Consider the following 19631-nt stretch of genomic DNA (forward strand, 5'->3'; position numbering starts at 1 on the left):
CCAACAGCGCTGCTTCTGCTCCCGCTTCCTGCAGAGCCTGGCGGATGTGGGCACATTCCCCTGCCCCCCCTGAGGCGATCACCGGCACCGCCACCGCCTCGGCCACGCGGCGGGTCAGCTCCAAGTCGTAGCCCGCTTGGGTGCCGTCGGCGTCCATGCTGGTCAACAAGATCTCCCCCGCCCCCCGCTCGGCCACGGTTTTGGCCCACTCCACCGCGTCCAGGCCCGTCGGCTCCCTCCCCCCGCGCACGTACACTTCCCAACCGCCACCCTGAGGTTTGGCACGGGCGTCGATGGCCACCACGATGCACTGGGATCCAAACCGACGGCTGGCCTGGGTGACCAGATCCGGATCCCGGACTGCCGCCGAATTGAGGCTCACCTTGTCGGCCCCGGCCCGCAACAGTTGCCGGATCCCTTCCAGATCGCGGATCCCACCTCCCACCGTGAGGGGGATAAACACCTGCTCCGCCGTGCGCCGCACCACCTCCAGCAAGATTTCCCGCTCTTCGTGAGTGGCGGTGATGTCTAGAAAAACCAGCTCGTCAGCTCCCGCCTGGTCGTAGGCCTGGGCCAGCTCCACCGGATCCCCGGCATCGCGCAACTGCACAAACCGGATCCCTTTGACCACCCGCCCCGCCGCCACATCCAGGCAGGGAATGATCCGCTTGGCCAACATCGCCTTCTCCTCCGCTGGCGCGATGGCCTAGCCAAAGGTGATGACTAAGAAAGGCTCCTGAAACTTGGCCCCGGTTACCTGCCGGCCTGCCAAGCTGGGGGGCAAGAACAAGTTGCGCCGCTGATCCCCGGCGGTGATGGTCAGTTCCGGCCCCGACTGGCTCAGCTCGATCTGGGCCTTGCTGAAGCCGGGAATAAACAGCTTGACGGTACGGGCTCCCTCGTCGATGGCCACCGGCGGCGGCACCTGCGGCACCGCGAAAATCCCTCCTACCGCCTCTTCCAAAGCCGACCAATCGGATCCCTGGCGCCGCGGCAGGATGCGCACAGGCAGCGGAGAAAAATCGGCAGCCGACACTTCCCCAGGAACCAGCGGCATGACCCAGAGGCCACCCACCGTCAGCCCCACCATCTGGGCGCTGCCCCAGAGGTAGCGGGCAGTCTGCACGGCCATCGGATCCGGGGTGGTTACCAGGTGGGCCAACACGCGACGAGGATCGGCGATGGCCTGGCGTCCCTCCTCGAAAATGTTGGTCATCCCCCCCAGCCGATTCGACAGATCCTCTAAAGACGAGAACTCCACTGTGCTGACCGATCGCAGCAGGGGCTCGACGAAAGGGCGCAGGGTTTTGGCCAAGTCGGAGCCCAAAAAAGCTTTAGAAGCCCGCCGCCAGTACCAACTGGCCACCTCCGGGATCCCAAAAGCCCGCAAGGTGGTCAGATCCCCCGGCCCATCGTAGAGAATACAGTCGTACTGGCCGCTGGCATCGTAGCGACGCAGGGCTTCCAGAGCCAGGGCCTGATCCATCCCCGGCAACACCCCCAGCTCCTGGCCGTAGATCTCCCGGAAAAAGGGAGTGCGCACGTATTGGGCTTCCAGCTCCTTGGCCGCCGTCCAGTGTTGCTCCAGGAGCTGAGTTGTGCGCAACTGCACCACACTTAAATTGGCGGCAATGGTTACCGGCTCGCCGGAAAGCGGGATCCCGCCCAAGAGCATCTCCAGCCCCGACCCCGGCTGATGGCCCACCAACAGCACCCGCCGCCCCTGCTGGGCTGCTGCCCGGGCCGCTGCCACGGCCAGGGTGCTCCGGCCTGTGCCCCCTTTGCCCAAGAAGGTGAGGATCTGGCTCATTCCCGCTCTCCAGACTCTCCGTAGATGTCGATGTACAGCGATTGCCCCGCCAACTGAGCTGCCGCCATCATTACCTGCCGAATGGCCTGCAGGGTGCGCCCGCCTCGCCCCAACACCCGCCCGCGATCCTTGGGGTCAAAAGCCAGCCGCAGCCATACCTTGCGCCCGCCACAAGTGGTTTCCACATCCATTTGCGGCGGGCCACCGCTGAGCAACGGCTCGATCAGGAGATGGACAAGGGCCTCGTAATCCGGCATGGGAAGCTAGACGACAGGGAAGAACAACTGCCGAGCCAAGCTTAACCGAAAGCGTAGCCGACCCTAGGCCTCAACCTGAGGCTTTTCCTCCTCAGGCTCCGGCTCCTGGGAGTTCGGTTCCGCTGCCGCCCCAGCCGGCTCGACTTCCCCCGGTTGCCCTGCCATCTCGGCAGAGGCCTCGCAAACAGCGGCAGGCTCCTCTGTGGACGGCGCCGGATCAGGGATCCCAGCCTCCGGCTTGGCGATAGCCGGGATGCGAATCGCGGCAACCACTCCGCCCTCGCCGGCTTTGAGCATCTCGTAGATGCCGGCCTTCCTGAGGAGGCTGTCCACCGTATCTGTAGGCTGAGCGCCACAACGCAACCACTTGAGCAGGCCTGCCGTCTCCAGAACCGTCTCCTTGGTGCGCGGGTTGTAGTAGCCCAACTCCTCCAGCGGACGACCCTCGCGGCGGGCCTTACTTTCGATGGCGACGATGCGATAAGTGGGTTGCCGTCTTTTTCCGTAGCGCTTGAGCCGCAATTTAACCATGGGGTGTCTGCTCCTCGGGGGTGCTCCGCAAGCTGTAAAGGGTTACCAAGAGAAAAAAAGATGAATCAAGCCAAGTTGCCGCCCCTTCCCACATCCCAGCGGAAGTCTTGGCGGCTAGCTATGACACAGGCCCTCTATTGTAATCGATTTTTCCTCGGCTGAAAAAGGGTCGAATCGACACCAGGTGGCATCTTCGTGGCAAAGTTGAAGAGGAAACCCAAGCTCAGCAGCAACCCCTATGGTCAACTACGCCGACTTGACAGATGAGCAGCGCCAGCTCTACCTCAAAGCCTTGATCGCGGTGGCCCGCGTGGACGGCCAGTTGGACGAAGAGGAGAGCAACTTTTTCCTGCAAATTGCAGAAGGGATGGGCGTCGAAAAACAGGTGGCCCAAAGCTATCTGGCCGACGAGACAGGCGCAACCCTAGACCTCAGCCGGATCCCTCCTCTACACAATGCAGCCGGAGCCTTGATCCTGAGAGATTTGGCGGCGATGGCGGTGGTCAACAACGAGCTGGCGGAAAAAGAAGAGGCCCTGATTTTCGAGATCGGCAAAGCCATGCAGTTCAGCCAGGAGGAGATCAACGAGTTCTTGGACTGGGCCTTCATGGGCCTGCAATGGCAACTGAAAAGCGCCGCTCTGCTGGAGCGCTACGCTGCCGACGGCAACAGCTAGCCTTGGCTTGAGCAAAGCCCAGCCCACCCCCATGGGAAAGGCTTGTATCCACTAGCTGATGTAGCGATCCAGGGCCCGCTGCAGCTCTTCCAGTTCCACCTCGATGTTGCCACTTTCGATGGCGTGGCGGATGCAGTGACGGATGTGATCATCAAGAATAAGGCGCGCCACCCGATCCAGTGCCCCCTTGACAGCGGCAATCTGCAGCAGCACATCCGGACAGGGCTGATCCTGCTCGATCATGGAGCGGATCCCGCGCACATGCCCCTCGATGCGAGCCAGACGATGGATCAGCTTGCGCCGCGACTGCGGGTCATGGTGGTGAGGCTGGGCTCGCCCCGATAGAGGTGGCCGCTCCAGTGCAAGCTCCCACTCCTCCTCCCAATCGGGTTCTGCAGGGAGGGGGGGGACAGAGCCGGTTGGCACTGGGGGAACGGGATCCGACATAAAAAAGCAGAGGACTGTTTGCATGATACCGCTCGCTTTTCCCCGAGAACGTTGGGGTGCTCTACAATAAGGGGAGATATGAAATTTTGTAAAACCTCTCATACTTTGGCTCCATGACCTCTGTGCTCTCCCCCTTTGGCCCTGTAGAAGCGGATCTGGAGCGTTTACGCCAGAACCTGTCGCGGCTGGTTAGCGCCAAACACCCAATTCTGGCCATGGCTGCCGAACATCTGTTTTCGGCGGGGGGGAAAGGGATCCGACCGGCGATTGTGCTGTTGATTGCGCGGGCTACTACGCCGGATGGGGAGATTACCCCGCAGCATTGGCGCCTGGCGGAAATTACCGAGATGATCCACACGGCCAGCTTGGTGCACGACGATGTCATCGACACTGCCGATGTGCGGCGGGGCATCGACACAGTAAATACCCTTTTCGACAACCGCGTAGCGGTGCTGGCGGGGGACTACCTCTTCGGCCAAGCTGCCTGGTATTTGGCTAACCTGGACAATCTGGAAGTGGTGAAGCTCCTGTCCAAGGTGATCATGGATCTGCCGGAGGGCGAGGTGCGCCAGAGCCTCACCCGCTTCGACCCGGATGTGTCCTTGGAAGAGTACCTGGCCAAGAGCTTCTACAAAACCGCCTCCCTCATATCCGGCAGTTCTAAGGCCGCCGGGCTGCTGAGCGGGGTCAGTCCTGAGGTGGCCGATCGCCTCTTCGACTTTGGCCGCGACCTGGGCATTGCCTTCCAAATCGTGGACGACCTGCTGGATTTCACCGCTTCGGCAGAGATGCTCGGTAAGCCGGTGGGATCTGACCTCATCCAGGGCAACTTGACGGCACCGGTTTTGTTCGCCCTGGAGGAGTTTCCCCAGATGCGAGAGCTGATCCTCCGAGAGCTGGCCGAACCCCAGGATCTCCAGCAGGCCCTGGAGTGGGTTTACCAGAGCAATGGGATCCCGCGCTCCCGCGAGTTGGCGCGAGACTATGCCCGTCGGGCTGCTGAGGCGTTGGAAGTTCTCCCCGATTCGGTAGCCCGCCGAGCTTTGTTTCAGATGGTGGACTATGTGCTGGAGCGGGCCCGCTGAGAGGTTTTCCCAGGTTTAGGTTCGACTCCCCGAGGCCTGCGCCCCTTCAGAAGAGAGCTCCGGATACTCTGGCGGGGTGAAAAAGTGCAGGCGATTGGGGGGCCAAAAGCGGAAGATGGTGTTGCCGATGATGTTCTCTTCCGGCAAAAATCCCCACACATGGGAGTCTTGGCTGTCGTTGCGGTTGTCCCCCATCACAAAATAGGAGCCGGGGGGGACGAGAAATTCGGATCCCTGGTTGGGCACGCCGGGGCAGCGCTCGCCCGGACAGGAGTAATTGGGGGGAGCGTAGATATAGTCCTCCTGGAGCGGGATGCCGTTGATGATCACCTTGCCATCGGCAATGCGGATGCGATCCCCCGGCAGGCCGATCACCCGCTTGATGTAGGCACCGTCGAAGTTCAGCTTGGCAGGCGGGTAGAAGACGATGATGTCGCCCCGTCTGGGGGAGCTGAAGCGGTAGCTGATCTTTTCCACCACCAGCCGATCTCCTTCTTCTAGGGTGGGCAGCATCGAATCGGAGGGGATCCAACGTGCTTCCGCCACAAAGGTGCGAATGCCGAAGGCCAACAGCAGCGCCAGCACCACTGTCAGCAAGTTCTCCCGCTGAGCCTGCCACCAAGCGCGGGATCTGGAGCCAGCGGAGGTTTCTCCTGGCGGCAGCTTGGGCTGGGGCAAAGACGTCGGATCTTTTGACGACATGGCGGCTAGCGCACAAGACTGCACGATCTCCAGATTATCGCACTCAACCGAGGCAGTAGGAGCAGAGGCTGTCCGGTCAAGCCGACGCTAGAGAGACAAAAGGCCGGGAGTAGCCTAGGATCGATAGGCGGAGATACCCTGCTCGTGACTTCCAAGCCCCATGACGATTTCGACAGAAGAGCGCCTAGAGCGGGTCGAGCGGCTGGTTGAAACCAACAGCCAAGCAATAGCTCGCCTCACCCAACAACAAGGGGAGATTCTGGATCGGATCGATCGGCTCTCAGGAGATACCCAAAAGCTCTCGGAGCGGGTCGAGAAGCTCTCGGGTGACGTCGAAAAGCTCACTTTTAAGTTCGACACCGCCCAAACCATTGGGGAACGGCTGGAACGTCTGGCCACCAGCCTGATTGCCGGGGCCACCATCAGCATTATTGCCGGGGTGATTTTGGTGCTGTTGCGGGAGGGATCCCGCTAGGAAGAAGCCGCTCAGGTTGTCGTGGGAATGGGACGCCTGGAGCGAGGAGGAGAGGCTTCTGGATTCCTACGGGCAGGGATTGGGGCAGGAGAGCAGTGGCCCGGCCTGTATCCAAATGCCCATAGGAGATCAACTGCCGGAATTGAGTTTTTCCCAGTCCTGCTGGCGGATGGCGATCATCTGGGCTTGGGCCTGAATGGCCGCCAGCATTTCTGTCATCAGGGGCCAGTCGCTGCCGGGGGGGGTGGGGTATTGCTTCAGCTTCTCGATTGTGGTGCTGAGGGCAGCTTGCAGTTGTTGCAGCAGTTGATGGGCCTGCTGGGCCAAAGCCACAGTCTCGGAGACGCGGAGGCGGTTTTGGCCTTGCTGATACTTGTGGAGGGTCTCCCCTCGCAGAATGCTGAGGATGGCGCCTTCCCTGGAGGAGGAAACCTGGCCACTCTTGGAGCGCTGGGGAATGATGCGCAATTGCAGCACCAGCGGCTCCCCCCGATACATCCGCTCTGCTTCCGCCTGCTGGGGCTCCCCGATCAGCCCTGCATCCAGGGCCATCATCCGCTTCATGGCGGCGATCAACTTTGCCCGTATCGACTCCGAGAGATCCTTAAATAGATCCCGCAAAATCCCCTGCTGGCGGTAGCGCACCCGACACACCAACCCCTCCTGGGGTTCAACAAAAATTTGCTCCGCTTTCTCCTCCAAAGCTCGCCGCAGCATCGAGTTCAGCAACTGCTGCGCCGTCTCTTCCGATTCGTCAACAGGAAGGGGCGGAGCAGTTGGCCGTGCCGGCAGCGGCTGGGTGGGGGTCAGTCGGCTGGGCGGCTCGGCCACGGGAGCAGGAACTTCCCGGGTGACGCGGCTGGCTTGGGCCTGGAGGCGTAGCTGCTCCACCTCTGCCGGGCTCGGCGGATGGCTGAAGTAGTAGGCAATTAAATCCTGCTGCTGCTCAAAAGTAATCGGGATCGGCTCAACGGAGATCTGGGAATAGGCGAGCATCTTGCTCACGTAGTCCAACGCCGCCAAATCCTGGGGATCCACCATGCCCAAGATCAAGCTGTCGGTGTCCAGAGCGAGGGGCACAACCTGGTAGTAGATGCAGATTTCTACCGGCAGGTATTGGGCAATCAGGACCGGCACCCGCGCCCGGTCAACAATGGAGTGTTGTCCCACCGCCAAAGAGGTATCTGGATTGGTCATGGCAAGCCCGCAGTGGATCCCGGAGGGGCGAGGTGTCGTTCTCGATCATAAAGCCTGTGCCCCTTAGCTCTGCGCCCCGCAATACCCTGACTCGTCTGACCGGCACAAGTAATGAATAATGTAATACTAGGAGCATTCATCACCAGCTACAGTGAAAGAAGTTGAGCCTTGTTAAGTCTGGGAGTTAACATCGACCACGTCGCCACCCTGCGCCAGGCTCGCCGCACCGTAGAGCCGGATCCGGTGGCCGCGGCGGTGATCGCCGAGTTGGCAGGGGCAGATGGGATCACGGTGCATTTGCGCGAGGATCGCCGCCATATCCAGGAGCGGGATGTGCGGCTACTGCGCCAGACGGTGCGCACCCACCTCAACTTGGAGATGGCCGCCACCGACGAGATGGTGGCCATCGCCCTGGAGATCAAGCCCGATTATGTCACCCTAGTGCCCGAGCGGCGAGAAGAGGTCACCACCGAGGGCGGTCTGGATGTGGCCGGGCAGGTGTCGCGTCTTAGCGAGGTGGTAAGCCAACTGCAGGGATCCGGCATTCCCGTCAGCTTGTTTGTCGATCCCGATCCCATCCAAATTGCCGCCGCTGCCCAGGTGGGGGCCCGCTGGGTGGAACTGCACACGGGACGCTATGCGGAGGCATCCTCGGAGGCGCAGCAAGAGGCGGAGTTGGCCCAACTGCGGCAGGCCAGCCAACAGGCGATTCAACTGGGCTTGCGGGTGAACGCCGGACACGGCCTCACCTACTGGAACGTCGGCCCGGTGGCCCGGATCCCTGGCATGGAAGAGCTGAACATCGGCCATAGCATCATCAGTCGAGCGGTGCTGGTGGGATTGGAGCGGGCAGTGCGAGAGATGCGTCAGGCGATGGGATTAAGCTCAGGAGTAGGCCCGGCATGAACTCGGAGTACTACAGCTACGACAACTACGTTCTCGACCAGGCTGAGATCGATCGCCTGCTGGATCTGCTGCCCGCCAGCATGCGGGAGAGCGTGAAGATCTTGCCGGCCTCGGAGCGGCAGACGGTGGTGATCAAGGGCCGCCGACAGATGCCCTGGGAACGGCAGATGCGGCTGTTCATCAAACCCTACGAGTGGCGACAGTTCACTCCCCTGCAGCGGGCAGGGCTGTTTCTCCACAAGGTGGGCTACTACAGCCGGGCAGCCTCGCGGCAGATCGACTTTTACCTGGCCATAGCGGCTCTGGGAGGGCTGAGCCTGATCTTCGAGGTCGTGCAGCAAGACCCGGTGGGGGCGACGGTTTCGGGAGGGTTGAGCGGCTTGGCGCTTTGGCAGTTGCGCCGCGACCAGACCAACGACCGCCGTCTTCTGGCTGCCGATGCCTACGCCGTGGATCGCCTGGTGTTGCGCGGGATCCCACGGCTGCAGGCGGTGGAGGCGCTGGGGCAGGCGCTGCACGTGGAGGCCCGTCTGGAGGGGCGCTCCGGCAACGACCTGCTGGACATGTTGCGCTATCAAAATCTGAAGCGGTTGGCCCAACGCCCGGCAGAAGATATCGTGTTGAGCTAGGGCTGGGGGGACTTAGCCATGCTCTCCCCCTCGCGGCTGGGATCCCTGGTGGGCCAGGGGGCATGGGGCCACCACCTCTTGCAGGTGGTGACAACCGACTCCACCAACCGGCTGCTTTTGCAGTGGGGGCGCCAGTTTCCTCAGCCCCTGCCGCCGGGCACGGTTTTGGTCAGCACCCGCCAACGGGCAGGACAGGGCCAGCACGGGCGGGTGTGGCACTCGGAGCCGGGGGGGCTGTATCTGTCGGTCTGGCTGGGATCCCCGCCTCTGCGGCATTCGCTGCTGGAGTTGACCCTGACGCTGGCCTGGGGTGTTGTGGATAGCCTACGACAGAAACTGGGGATCCCGCTGCGGCTGAAATGGCCCAACGACCTGGTGGTGGTGGATGAGCAGTGTCCGGGTTCTCTGCGCAAGCTGGGTGGCCTCTTGGTGCAGAGCCGCTTTGGGGAGAGAGGGCAACTGCTGGGGCTGGTGGCCGGCGTTGGGGTCAATGTCAACAATCCCGTGCCCGCTGGCGGGATTGCCTTGGCAGAAATTCTGGGATCCCGGCAGGACAGCACCGCAGTTGCCGCCTGGGTTTTGCAGGGGATGGAGCGCGGGTTTCAGATCTGGCTGCAGGAGGGGTTTGCCCCTGTGCGCTCCAGGTACGAAGCCTGGACGGTGAAGCCGCAAGTCCAATGGCTCCCTGGTGAGGCGTCGGCTACGGTTTTGGGCCTTGCCGAGGATGGCAGGCTGCGGGTACAAACTCCAGGAGGACAGATCCTCGTCCTTTCTCCCGACCAGGTGCGCCTGAGCTATCAAGCGTCTCTTGCCAGTGGCCCTTCGTTTCCTCCTGAGTGACCCGTGTTGGATCCCTTGCGCATGTCGGCAAAGTCTTTTTGGCTGCGTCTTCTCTCCCGGCCAGGCAGCCGGTTGGCGAGAAGGGCGCGGCTGCTGCGGCGGCTGGGCCTGGGCTTAGGGTTGGGACTGGGCCTGCTGCTCTGCTTCTCTTCCACCGCTCTGCTGGCGCAGACGCAACTCCATCCTCTGCCCCCTCCTCCCTCAATAGGCCCGGCTCTGGACACCCCTGGAGCAGAAGCCCTGCTGTTGGATGGTGCCATTCCCCTGCCGGCGGGCAGCCCAGAGTCTCCAGGCTTGGCGTCCAAACCTGGCAGCTCTCCAACCCTGGAGGCAGAAACCCGCGCAGAGACGGTGGTGGGGCGGGAAATTATTATGGAGCCGCCAGCAACCCAGAACTTGGCCGTCGATGCTCAGCCGGAAAGTGGGGTGCCGGTGGTGCTGATGGAGCGCAGCTCCGGTCGCCGCATCATCCTCATGCCAGGCGAAGAGATTCGTATTGAGGATCCCAGCCAACCCCAAACGCCTAAGCCGCCAGCGCCGGCATTGCCCGAATTGGCGACAGGTGAAGAACAGTTGCTCTATCCTTTGCCCCACCCCGTGCCGATTACCTCTGGGTTTGGCATGCGAATTCACCCCATCCGCGGCCAGCCAGAGTTCCATGCCGGCGTGGATCTGGGGGCCAGCCTGGGCACGCCAATCCTGGCTGCGTTGAGCGGCAAGGTGGTGAGCGCGGGATCCTTGGGAGGCCTGGGAATTACGGTTGTGCTGGACCATGGCGGCAGTCGGCGCACCCGCTACGGCCACATGTCCGAAGTCGCGGTAAGAGCCGGGGAAGTGGTGGAACAGGGATCCGTGATCGGCTATGTGGGGGCAACCGGGGCGGTAACCGGGCCACACCTGCACTTTGAGCTGTGGAAGCGGGCAGGGGGGCAAGGCTGGGTGGTTTTGGACGCCACAGAGGAGCTGAAGGTCGCCGTTGCCCAGTTGCCGGGTTAGCCAGAGCCGGCTTGGGTTAGCATAATTGAGCGGGATCCGAGTCGGCTGACAACCGGCCTACGGGGCCAGCTTTTGCGGACGTGGCGGAATGGCAGACGCGCTAGACTTAGGATCTAGTGCCGCAAGGCGTAAGGGTTCAAGTCCCTTCGTCCGCATGGCCAAACAAGCTCCTCATTCCCGGCCTTTTTCCTAGAGGGAGAAGGAGAAAACTGTGCTACTCCCTTTCCAGGCTGGGACAGCCGGTATAGCGGGACAAGCTCTCCCTGGGGCGAGGAGCGCAGTGTCCTGGGAGAGGAGTTGGGGTGAGGGAATGGTTTCAAACTTGTCCGAAGTGGCTGCAGGATCCCATAACCTTTTGGGCTGGTCTTGGGGAAAGTCTTCTGCCGCTAGCCGGGGAAGATCACTTGCAGGATTTGCTCAGGAGCAATCGAGTCGATCACCCCGTTGGCAGCCTTAACGGCGCGGAACGGCTCTTCGGAAGGCAGCAGCCGCTCCGGCTCAGTGGGGCCAAACACAGCCACCAGGGGAGTTTGGGTGGCTACTGCTAGGTGCATGGGGGCGCTGTCGGTACACAACAGCAGGGTGGAGCCAGCAATCAAGGCCGCCAGTTGGCCCAGGTGGGGAGGGCGGCTCACCGGCAGATCCGGCAGTTGCGACAGAAAGCCCTCCGCCAGCTGCTCATCTTCTGGCCCCAGCAGCAGCACCAGCGGCAGCTCCGGCCGCTTTTCCCGGAAGCCCTTGATGACCTTGACCCAGCTGGCGGGGGGGTAGATTTTCTGAATTCCCTTCTCCTGGGACAGTTGGCTGGCGCCGGGATGTAACAGCACGTAATCTTGGGCAGCGTCCCCCAGCAGGCGCTTGCGTTCCTGCTCGGCCCACTCCAGGTCTGTCTTCTTTAGGCGAACCTGAGGCAGGCCTGCCGTCGCAGTGATGCCAAACCCCTGCAGCAGGTCGTGATACATGCTCGCTGCATATTGGGCCGGCTTCAGGGGCACCGGGTCGGTCAGCCAAGGTCGCCCAGGCCCTGGTGGAGCATAGCCAACCCGCTTCGGGATCCCAGTTAGCCAAAGCAGCAGCTTGACCCCTAAGCTTCTGCCCAGGCTCAGCACCGCATCGTACTGCCGTTCCCGGATTCGCCCCAGCAGATCGCTGATATCTCCCAACGAGAGCTGCTCTTTAAACGGAAAGGTTAGCACCCGATTCACCGAGGGACAAACCTCGTAGGCAGCTGCCGCCCGCGGCTCCACCAACACCTCTAGCTCCGCTTCTGGAAAGCGCTGCCGCAAACTTGCCAGGGTGGGAAAAAAAAGAATTTGGTCGCCAATCCCTCCCGGCACCAAAGCTAGAATTCGGGGGGCCAAAGGGGCTTTGCCGAGAACTGCTTGAGAAGCAACCTGCATAGAACATCCTGTCGATAGCTGTAGCCGACCTAGGGAATCCCTGGCCAGGGACGTACCGCGTTTACTCTATCTCAGATTGGGATAGATTCGGAGTGGGCTGGGATCCCAGCAGTCCACTTGTAGCGAAGATAAGGGAAGAATCACTTGGGGCCAGAGCGTTGTGGACGCCGAAAATCAGCTTTTCCGCCTCAGGGAAGAGGCATAGGCGATTTTAATCGCTGATTTCTCTCTCTGCTACACTGTACATACTGACCTACCTTCGTGAAAAACCTAGCCGGCAGCTAAGCAAGACAAACCAAGCAGAGCCTTGGCATTATGTCCTTGCTTGCGCTAGCGGGACAGGGCTGTGAGAGCTGTCTAGAGGCGGCTTGACAACGCCTTTACGAGTCCAGCAACGGACTGGGTAAGAATTCTCCAGCTTTCTTTAGTTGGTGGGAGTGTCGAAAGCTCTCATCCTCGATAATGGGCTGTGGCCGCTACCTTCCCAAAAGGCAGCACCGTGACGGATGAGCCTATTCCGCTGCTGGACTTGACCTTGCAATACCGCGCTCTGGCTGAAACCCTTCTGCCCGAGGTGGAGGCGTTGCTGGCCTCAGGCCAGTACATCGGGGGAGAGGCGGTGCGGCGTTTTGAGGAGCTATTCTCCCGGTTTCTTGGCGGCGGGGACCTGGAGGCTGTTGGCTGCAATTCCGGCACCGATGCTTTGGTGCTGGCCTTGCGCGCCCTTGGGATCCAAGCAGGTGACGAGGTGATCACCACTGCCTTTAGCTTTTTTGCCTCCGCCGAGGCTATCGACTTGGTGGGGGCACGGCCGGTGTTTGTGGATGTGGATCCCTGCACTTTTAACCTGGATCCCCAGCTTCTGGAAAAGAGCATTTCCCCCCGCACCAAGGCGGTGATCCCGGTGCATCTGTTCGGCCAGGCGGCCAACATGACCGAGATTCTGGCCATCGCGCGGCGACATGGGTTGGCCGTGATAGAAGATTGCGCCCAGGCGGTGGGGGCCTGCTGGGGGGGCAGGCCGGTGGGAACCTGGGGAGATATCGGCTGCTTCAGCTTTTTTCCCACCAAAAACTTGGGGGCAGCAGGGGATGGTGGGGCGGTGGTGACCCGGGATCCACAATTGGCCCGCAAGGTTCGCATTCTTAAAGAACACGGCCAGACTCGCCAATACCAGCACGAGCACATCGGCCTCAACAGCCGCCTCGACGCGCTGCAAGCCGTGATCCTGTCGGTTAAGTTGACCCACCTGCGGGAGTGGAACTGGCGGCGGCAGGGGATTGCCGAGTCCTATCACCGCCTGTTGCAGGGGATCCCTGGGCTGATCCTGCCCCAGGTGGCGGTGGGGGGCAACTCGGTGTGGCACCAGTACACGGTGCGGGTGCCTGGTTCCGACTCGACGGACTCGCGGCGGCGCGACCGGTTGCAAAAGCAGTTGCAGGAGCGGGGCATTGCCAGCCGCGTTTACTACCCCATCCCGCTGCATCTGCAGCCGGTGTACCGCAAAAAGTTGGGGTACAAACCTGGGGATCTGCCCAATGCTGAGCTCTGTGCTGCTCAAGTGTTGTCCTTGCCCTGTTTTCCTGAGTTGACTCTCCAACAACAGGAGCGGGTGGCTGCGGCCATTGCCCAAATCCTCACCGAACAAACCTGCTCCTAGTGCCTGATCCCTTTACGCTGCAAGATACGGGTATTCTTGCGCGGAGGGTTGGGGAGCAAGAATTAGCGGTACAGGGCTGCAGAGGAGGCAGGCAAATGTTATTGAAACTTAGCCAAACGGCACTTCAACTCCTGCAATCGTTGCAGTGGCCGCGGAAGTTGGGGATCCGCCCTCCCCAGTTGTCCTCAAGGCAGCGGGTTCGTTTTCTGCGCCGCTTCCGCTTTACCCGCATCGGGGGGCGGTTTGTTGGGATCACCCTCTTGGTAAGCATTGCCGCCTTCAACACCGGCAACAATCCCCTTTACTTGGTGCTGGGGATGCTGCTCAGCCTCATTCTCCTCAGCGGCATGCTCTCCGAGCTTACCCTCAAAGATCTGGAGGTGAGCCGGCAGTTGCCCAGCCGCATTTTTGCCGGCCAGCCGGTCTTGGTGGGGCTGACGCTGGTCAACCGCAAACGGCGCCTGCCCAGTTTTTCCCTACAGGTCAGCGAGCGCATTGAGGGGCTCAGGCGGGCCGATTGGCCTTCCAGCTACGTTTTGCGCTTGGATCCCGGCGCCAAGCTAGATACCTTCTATCAGCACACTTTTTCACGGCGAGGGGCGTGGCGGCTGCAGGGCTTTGAAATTGCCACCAGCTTTCCCTTTGAACTCTTCCGCAAGGCAGTGGAAATTGAGGATGCGCAGACGGTGATCGTGTTTCCTCGGCCTGCCCCTGTGCAGGGTTTGCTGCTGCCGGATCAGTTCAGCGGCGGCAGCCGGTTGCGCCCTCAGCCGGGCCAGGAGGGGGACTATCTCAGCTTGCGGCCTTATCGTCCCCAAGATGATGTGCGCTCGGTGCACTGGAAGATCTCGGCCAAACGGGATCAACTGGTCGTGCGCGAGCTGGAGCGTCCCCGTTCCCAGGCCATTGTCCTCTGTTTTGAAAACCGCTGGCAGCCGCGGGGAGAAGGCCCTGAAGCGCATCGCAACAAGCTGGAGCGGGCCGTAGAGCGCTGTGCCGGGATCCTCACCTATCTCATCCGGGAAGGCCACCCGGTGGCGTTGGCCACCTTGCAGGAGCGGACTCCTTTCGGAACGGATTTGGCCCATCTAGATTGCCTATTGGCCCTCTTGGCTCAACTGACGTTTGTCGGGGATCCGCAACTCAATTCTCAACTGAAAAGAGAGCCTGATCCCTCTGTCGGGTTTAACCTCACCCCCCAAGATCGCTGTGTGCTGCTGGCCCATCCCGGCCAGGATGGAAAATCTGCCCCGGCCCATCTCATCCACACGGGATCCCTGCTGCAATTTATCCCAATTGAGTGAACCTCAGACTCATTTTGATAGCGGAATCCGTCGGGGAGCGTTTGGAAAGCTTGAGTCGCGGATCTCTTTAAAGCTTTAGGTTGAACTGCTGGAAAAGTGTCTGAGTAGGTAAAGTCTGAGGCTCATGGGAGAGAATTCCAGGGGAGTCAAACTCCGCTACTCTAGCTCCCCAACTTTAGGATCCCTTTATCCCCCTTCCGGGCGGTGGTTGGTGGTGGGGATGTAGATGCGGCTGCCGGCCCACTGCAGTTTTTCTCGCAGGGTGCGGAAGTAGGAGAGGTCTTTTTCTAGGATCAGCAGCTTGGCCGGCAGGTGAGCCCGTTGAATTTGTACCCACTGGCCGGGGTTGACCGATTGGGCCAAGACGCCATCGCTCCAGAGGCGGGTCAGCCCTTCCGGATCGGCAAGGGGCCAGATCTCCACCGTAGCCGTGCCGCCGATGACGATGGGACGGCTGGACAAGCTGAGGGGACAGATGGGGGTGATGATGATGGCCTCAAAGCTGGGCTCCAGAATGGGGCCGTTGGCTGCCAGGGTGTAGGAGGTGGATCCCGTCGGTGTAGCCACCAGCACACCATCCCCGTGGTACTGATCCAAAATCTCGCCATTGACTTCGATTTCCAGGATGGCGGCGGGCAGGCGTTCCCGGTTGATGGGCTTGAGGCACATTTCGTTGAGGGCGTAGTACACGTCACTGACCGGGCGGCCCTGCCGCTTGCCCTCGCCAGGAATAGCCCCCTGCCCCAGTTGCACTTGCTCCCAAATCTGGGCCTGCAACATCATCCGGGCTTGCAGGACGAAGTCTCCGGCCTGGATGCGATCCCAGGGATCCTGGTGCAGCACCCGCTCTGACTGGGCCAAAAACCCCAGCCTGCCCCCCGACTGAATGGGCAAAATGGGGATCCCATGGGGGGCCAGGTGGCGGGCCGCCGCCAACACCGACCCATCTCCCCCCAGTACCACAGCTAGGTCGATGGGATCGGAAGTGGCCTCCAGGAAGACCGGGTAGGGGTTGTGGTGCAAGCCGGTGGGGGCTGTTAGCACCGTAACGCCGCGCCGGCGCAACTGCTCCGCACACAGTTGACAGGCGGCCTTGCTCTCCCGATCCCCCTCTTTGTAGGCAATCACCACCAAGCCCAAGTCCATAAGCCCTCGCGCAGGGATCCCTTCCGATCATCCCCCTTTGGGCTGAAGGTTGCCCAGAAGGCTGAATTTCCCCCAGCATTCCCTTGCGCTTTTTTCACATTTACTGGAGATCCTTAAAAAAATCTCTAAATAGTCATTCCAAATGGTAATAAAAAACGGCTTGTCGCAACGCTGTCGCGCACGTGCTGGCGGCGCAAAGCGCTATCCCTAACTCCCCTCTCCCTTTGGGAGAGGGGCTGGGGGTGAGGGGGGCTGGGAGAGGGGCTGGAGGTGGTCGCGCCGGCGGCGCGGAGCGCTTGGGCCTCCAGAGAGTCAAAGATTGGGATCCCTGAAGTTGGACTGAGCAATGGGCGGGTATGAATTCCAGCAATTGGTTTATCGTATGGACATCTTGGCCTGAGCTGCCTTTTCTTGCGCCTGCAAACCTATGTCTTTTGATCTCACCAATCGCATTTTGGGCGGTCGCTACCGGCTAATTCAAGAAATCGGTGGTGGCGGCATGGGATCCGTCTTTCGCGCCTTGGACTTACACAACAACCACCAAGAGGTGGCAGTCAAGATCCTGCACGCGCCCTTGCTGCTGAGCCGGGGCGACGCCCAGATCGATTTGCGCCGCCGCTTTGCCGAAGAGATCCGCATCAGCATCCTTCTGGGACAGCATCCCCGCATCGTCAAAGTTTTGGATCACGGCCAAGAGGGCGAGCAAGCCTACCTGGTGATGGAGTACCTCAAGGGGCAGGATCTGGGCAAGCTGATGCGGGAAAAAGGGGCTCTGCCGCTTCGGCAAGTCATTCGGTTGGCCCTGCAGGCTTGTGAAGGGCTGCACTTTGCCCACACGTTCCGCGCCAAGGTAGATGGCCGCGAGATTCGGGGCGTGATTCACCGCGACATCAAGCCCAGCAACCTGTTTCTCGAGCAAGTCTTGCAAGAGGGCCAACTCACGTCTCAACTGAAAATCCTCGACTTCGGCGTGGCCAAGACCCTGGCGGATCACACCCTCAGCCTAGGCACCCACAAAGGGGGCGGATTTATCGGCACGGCCCGTTACGCCTCTCCTGAACAGATACGGGGCAAGTCTCTGGATGCCCGCTCGGATATCTACTCGTTTGGGGTGGTGCTCTACGAGATGCTGACGGGATCCATGCCCTTTCAATTGGAAACCGACTCGTTGCACAGTTGGATCCACGCCCATTGCTACGAAAGCCCCCTTGAGATCAACCCGGAGACAACTCCGCAGCCGATCCCGCCCGCCTTGGCAGCGGTGGTGATGGATTGCCTGAAGAAAAACCCGGACGAACGCCCGCAGACGATGCAGGAGCTGGGGGAGCGGCTGCTGCAGGCCTATGAGCTGACGGTGGCCACTCAACTCCCCAGCAGCCAGGCCAGTACCGTGATTCTTCCCACCGGCGGTGCCAAGGCTCAAAACGAGGCTCCACCCTCTTCCGATCCCAGACCGCCGATCAAAACCACCGGCAATACAGGATCGGCTTCTGGAGCCTTTGAAGACATCCGCGATGAAGATCTGGATCTTGTCGAAGATGAGCCCATCCCGCCTGCAGGTGCAGGGATCCCCTATTACATCGCCGAGCGGGAACCTCTCCCCTCAGATCCCTCGGCAGAAGCTGCGCCGGATCCCTCCCCCAAAGTTGAAGGCGAAACTGCCGAAACGCCCTCTACAGTCATCCAGGCCAGCAACACGCTTCCGGCTGCTCCCCCTCAGGATCCCCCCGTCCCACCACGAACGGATACTCCCCCTACCCGTCCCCTGCCGCAAGCCGCCCCCCCAACGGTTCTCCAGCCTTCCGGCAGCAGCCTAAAGTGGGTCTTGGCCGGGGGAGGCGCTGTGGCTTTGTTGGCCGCCTTTTGGCTCTGGCCGCGCCCAACAATCCGCGATACTCAGGAAGAGCCGGAGCCGATTTCTACCGCTGAAGTCACCCCAACACCTACCCCCGAGCCCGCCCCGACTCCGACACCGCCACCCACCCCGACTCCGACACCGCCACCCACCCCGACTCCGACACCGCCACCCACTCCAACTCCGACACCGCCACCCACTCCAACTCCGGCACCAACACCCACTCCCACCCCGGTGCCAACACCAACGCTTACCCCTATCCCTCGCTTTACCCCGCTCGTCCCCCGTACTCCTACCCCTACCCCCACCCCGATCCCGACGCCCACCTCGACGCCAGCCCCAGCAACACCAACGCCTGCGCCAGAGTTTGCCTTGAGCGGTCAGTGGCTCTATGAGGGAGGATCCTTTGTCTGGCAGGGATCCCTGTGTAAGGTTAATGTTGCAACCGGCATTGAGGAAACCGTCTCCATTCGGCAAGACGGCAACCAGATCACCATTTCCTCACCCAGCTTTTCCGAGCGCGGCGGCCAGCTTATCGGCAACCAACTTTCTGTTAGCGGTAGGATAGGGGGTAGCGGTACCCCAACCATCACGTGGAGCGGCACCGTCAGCGCCGACGGGCGCTCCATTCGCGGCACGGCCACCTGCGGCAGCGCCAGCTTTGCCATTAAGCTCACACGCCAGAGCTAAATACCCACGCCGCCACCTCGGTCACCGCCGCCTCCCGATTCCCTATCCTCCGGTTTCTGCTGGATGGCAGGGGGAGGGGGAGGGGTGGCAAACGTTTCGCTCACCACCTGGAGGGTATATGGCCCTCGTCCAGGGCTGCCCGGCCCAGCGGTTGGGGAAGCATTTTGCGCCCAGTAACTTTGCACCTGGATCAAGTAACAGCGGTCTTGCCGCACCGGGATCGTGAGCTGGGAGGTGGTAAAGTTGCCAGGGGCGGCATCATCGTTAACAAAAAGGATATTCCGATCCAAGTTTCTGCCGGTATCAAAGGCACCAATGACCAACAGCGGATCGAAAGCCGGGCTGGTCAGCCGGATGGTAACTCCGGTAACGTTGGCTGCAGAAGGAAAGTAGAGAAATCCATCTGAGTAAAAGGTGAAGGTGCCGGGCGGCGGTGGAACTTCCCGGGCATTTTGAATCTCGCCGGCGCTATCGTAGTAGAACTCCAAAAGGCTATTCGGCCCCAAGGTTCCGCTGCGGCTATCTCCTGGGCGGCGCAGGCCAATCGCTGCGAAAAACTCTGGGCTAAAGGCTTGCTCGCAAACATTGACCGGAGGCGGCACCGTCCCCCCACCTCCCCCACAGCCTGCCAAGAGTACAGTCGAGGCCAGTAAACCCCAGAAAAATCCCACCTGGGATCCAAAAACCTTCGATGCCGGCAATGGCATAGACACTCCTCTGCCACAGGATCATTAGCTTCTCCAGAATACAGCCACCTCGGCAAGCTGCAGCGAACAGAGCTCAGCCAACGATGCTCTCCTCTTGATTTGGGGTGCTGTCTTTCTGTTGAGCTGCTTCTGGATCCCTAGAGCAGCGATGTCCAGCAAGAGCGACTCCGTTTTCTCTCCGGCTTAGTGCCTCTTCGCCAGATGTTGGGTAGAGTTGGCGGTAGCCATCGCTGCCGTATTGGTTATGAACAGTCCGCTGAGTAGCCCGAATCGGGATCGCGATCCCTTCTTTTCCCAACGCCCTAAGCGGGGCAGCCT

Annotated in this window: 20 protein-coding genes and 1 tRNA gene; 11 read left to right on the forward strand and 10 right to left on the reverse strand. The window is 61.2% G+C overall.

Annotated elements, in window-relative coordinates; translation table 11 throughout:
• The 4 genes from hisF to rpsP all read right to left on the reverse strand — a co-directional run.
• The coding region (gene hisF / locus NW846_RS00005) for an imidazole glycerol phosphate synthase subunit HisF (protein WP_414515071.1) at positions 1-679 on the reverse strand (679 nt) is incomplete at its 3' end.
• 27 nt (positions 680-706) lie between these two features.
• Positions 707-1810, reverse strand: a complete 1104-nt coding sequence (locus NW846_RS00010) for an ArsA family ATPase (protein WP_011431090.1) — start codon at positions 1808-1810, stop codon at positions 707-709.
• On the reverse strand, positions 1807-2067 hold the full coding sequence (locus NW846_RS00015; protein ID WP_011431089.1) for a KH domain-containing protein: 261 nt from the start codon (positions 2065-2067) through the stop codon (positions 1807-1809). The genes NW846_RS00010 and NW846_RS00015 overlap by 4 nt, the downstream gene beginning before the upstream one ends.
• A 63-nt stretch (positions 2068-2130) precedes the next feature.
• Entirely contained in the window at positions 2131-2598 is a 468-nt protein-coding gene (rpsP, locus tag NW846_RS00020) for a 30S ribosomal protein S16 (protein WP_011431088.1), read from the reverse strand.
• A gap of 238 nt (positions 2599-2836) precedes the next feature.
• On the opposite strand from rpsP, the gene NW846_RS00025 reads away from it, so the two are divergent.
• On the forward strand, positions 2837-3274 hold the full coding sequence (locus tag NW846_RS00025) for a TerB family tellurite resistance protein (RefSeq protein WP_414346108.1): 438 nt from the start codon (positions 2837-2839) through the stop codon (positions 3272-3274).
• A 51-nt stretch (positions 3275-3325) separates the two neighbouring features.
• On the opposite strand, the gene NW846_RS00030 is transcribed toward NW846_RS00025, so the two are convergent.
• Complete coding sequence (locus NW846_RS00030; protein ID WP_228375284.1) at positions 3326-3745, reverse strand: metal-sensing transcriptional repressor; 420 nt, start codon at positions 3743-3745, stop codon at positions 3326-3328.
• An 89-nt stretch (positions 3746-3834) separates the two neighbouring features.
• On the opposite strand from NW846_RS00030, the gene sds reads away from it, so the two are divergent.
• On the forward strand, positions 3835-4806 hold the full coding sequence (sds, locus tag NW846_RS00035; RefSeq protein WP_011431085.1) for a solanesyl diphosphate synthase: 972 nt from the start codon (positions 3835-3837) through the stop codon (positions 4804-4806).
• A gap of 15 nt (positions 4807-4821) precedes the next feature.
• On the opposite strand, the gene lepB is transcribed toward sds, so the two are convergent.
• Positions 4822-5508, reverse strand: coding sequence for a signal peptidase I (gene lepB, locus NW846_RS00040; RefSeq protein ID WP_414346106.1), 687 nt, complete (start codon positions 5506-5508; stop codon positions 4822-4824).
• A 160-nt stretch (positions 5509-5668) separates the two neighbouring features.
• Here lepB and NW846_RS00045 point away from each other — a divergent pair, with 160 nt between their 5' ends.
• Positions 5669-5983, forward strand: a complete 315-nt coding sequence (locus NW846_RS00045) for a hypothetical protein (RefSeq protein WP_011431083.1) — start codon at positions 5669-5671, stop codon at positions 5981-5983.
• Positions 5984-6112: 129 nt separating this feature from the next.
• Here the strand turns inward: NW846_RS00045 and NW846_RS00050 are convergent, their stop codons facing one another.
• Positions 6113-7180 carry a general secretion pathway protein gene (locus tag NW846_RS00050; RefSeq protein WP_011431082.1) on the reverse strand — a complete coding sequence of 356 codons (1068 nt, stop codon included), beginning with the start codon at positions 7178-7180 and terminating at the stop codon, positions 6113-6115.
• A gap of 168 nt (positions 7181-7348) precedes the next feature.
• Here NW846_RS00050 and NW846_RS00055 point away from each other — a divergent pair, with 168 nt between their 5' ends.
• The 5 genes from NW846_RS00055 to NW846_RS00075 all read left to right on the forward strand — a co-directional run bounded on the left by NW846_RS00055 (position 7349) and on the right by NW846_RS00075 (position 10706).
• Positions 7349-8086, forward strand: a complete 738-nt coding sequence (locus NW846_RS00055; RefSeq protein WP_011431081.1) for a pyridoxine 5'-phosphate synthase — start codon at positions 7349-7351, stop codon at positions 8084-8086.
• Positions 8083-8715 carry a DUF3318 domain-containing protein gene (locus NW846_RS00060; RefSeq protein ID WP_011431080.1) on the forward strand — a complete coding sequence of 211 codons (633 nt, stop codon included), beginning with the start codon at positions 8083-8085 and terminating at the stop codon, positions 8713-8715. Before NW846_RS00055 ends, NW846_RS00060 begins: the two co-directional genes overlap by 4 nt.
• 18 nt (positions 8716-8733) lie before the next feature.
• Entirely contained in the window at positions 8734-9555 is an 822-nt protein-coding gene (locus tag NW846_RS00065; RefSeq protein WP_099812887.1) for a biotin--[acetyl-CoA-carboxylase] ligase, read from the forward strand.
• 21 nt (positions 9556-9576) lie between these two features.
• Entirely contained in the window at positions 9577-10551 is a 975-nt protein-coding gene (locus NW846_RS00070) for a M23 family metallopeptidase (RefSeq protein WP_099812888.1), read from the forward strand.
• A 74-nt stretch (positions 10552-10625) separates the two neighbouring features.
• Positions 10626-10706, forward strand: a tRNA-Leu gene (locus tag NW846_RS00075).
• Between the two features lie 231 nt (positions 10707-10937).
• Here the strand turns inward: NW846_RS00075 and NW846_RS00080 are convergent.
• The gene (locus NW846_RS00080) at positions 10938-11951 is read right to left on the reverse strand and encodes a glycosyltransferase family 9 protein (protein ID WP_414346105.1); all 1014 of its coding nucleotides are present in this window, start codon (positions 11949-11951) and stop codon (positions 10938-10940) included.
• A 499-nt stretch (positions 11952-12450) separates the two neighbouring features.
• Here NW846_RS00080 and NW846_RS00085 point away from each other — a divergent pair, with 499 nt between their 5' ends.
• Both NW846_RS00085 and NW846_RS00090 read left to right on the forward strand, forming a co-directional pair.
• Positions 12451-13611: a DegT/DnrJ/EryC1/StrS family aminotransferase gene (locus NW846_RS00085; RefSeq protein ID WP_011431076.1), complete on the forward strand. Its 1161-nt coding sequence runs from the start codon at positions 12451-12453 to the stop codon at positions 13609-13611.
• A 95-nt stretch (positions 13612-13706) separates the two neighbouring features.
• Positions 13707-14915: a DUF58 domain-containing protein gene (locus tag NW846_RS00090; protein ID WP_099812889.1), complete on the forward strand. Its 1209-nt coding sequence runs from the start codon at positions 13707-13709 to the stop codon at positions 14913-14915.
• Between the two features lie 186 nt (positions 14916-15101).
• On the opposite strand, the gene NW846_RS00095 is transcribed toward NW846_RS00090, so the two are convergent.
• On the reverse strand, positions 15102-16061 hold the full coding sequence (locus NW846_RS00095) for an NAD(+) kinase (RefSeq protein WP_011431074.1): 960 nt from the start codon (positions 16059-16061) through the stop codon (positions 15102-15104).
• A 427-nt stretch (positions 16062-16488) separates the two neighbouring features.
• On the opposite strand from NW846_RS00095, the gene NW846_RS00100 reads away from it, so the two are divergent.
• Positions 16489-18606 (forward strand): serine/threonine protein kinase, encoded by a 2118-nt coding sequence (locus NW846_RS00100; protein WP_099883691.1) that lies wholly within the window; start codon positions 16489-16491, stop codon positions 18604-18606.
• Here the strand turns inward: NW846_RS00100 and NW846_RS00105 are convergent.
• On the reverse strand, positions 18603-19313 hold the full coding sequence (locus NW846_RS00105) for a hypothetical protein (protein ID WP_099812891.1): 711 nt from the start codon (positions 19311-19313) through the stop codon (positions 18603-18605). The genes NW846_RS00100 and NW846_RS00105 overlap by 4 nt on opposite strands.
• Between the last annotated feature and the right edge of the window lie 318 nt (positions 19314-19631).

Origin of the sequence: Synechococcus sp. W60.3 (assembly GCF_047502615.1) — a bacterium.
In the GTDB taxonomy this organism is placed as follows: Bacteria; Cyanobacteriota; Cyanobacteriia; order Thermostichales; family Thermostichaceae; genus Thermostichus.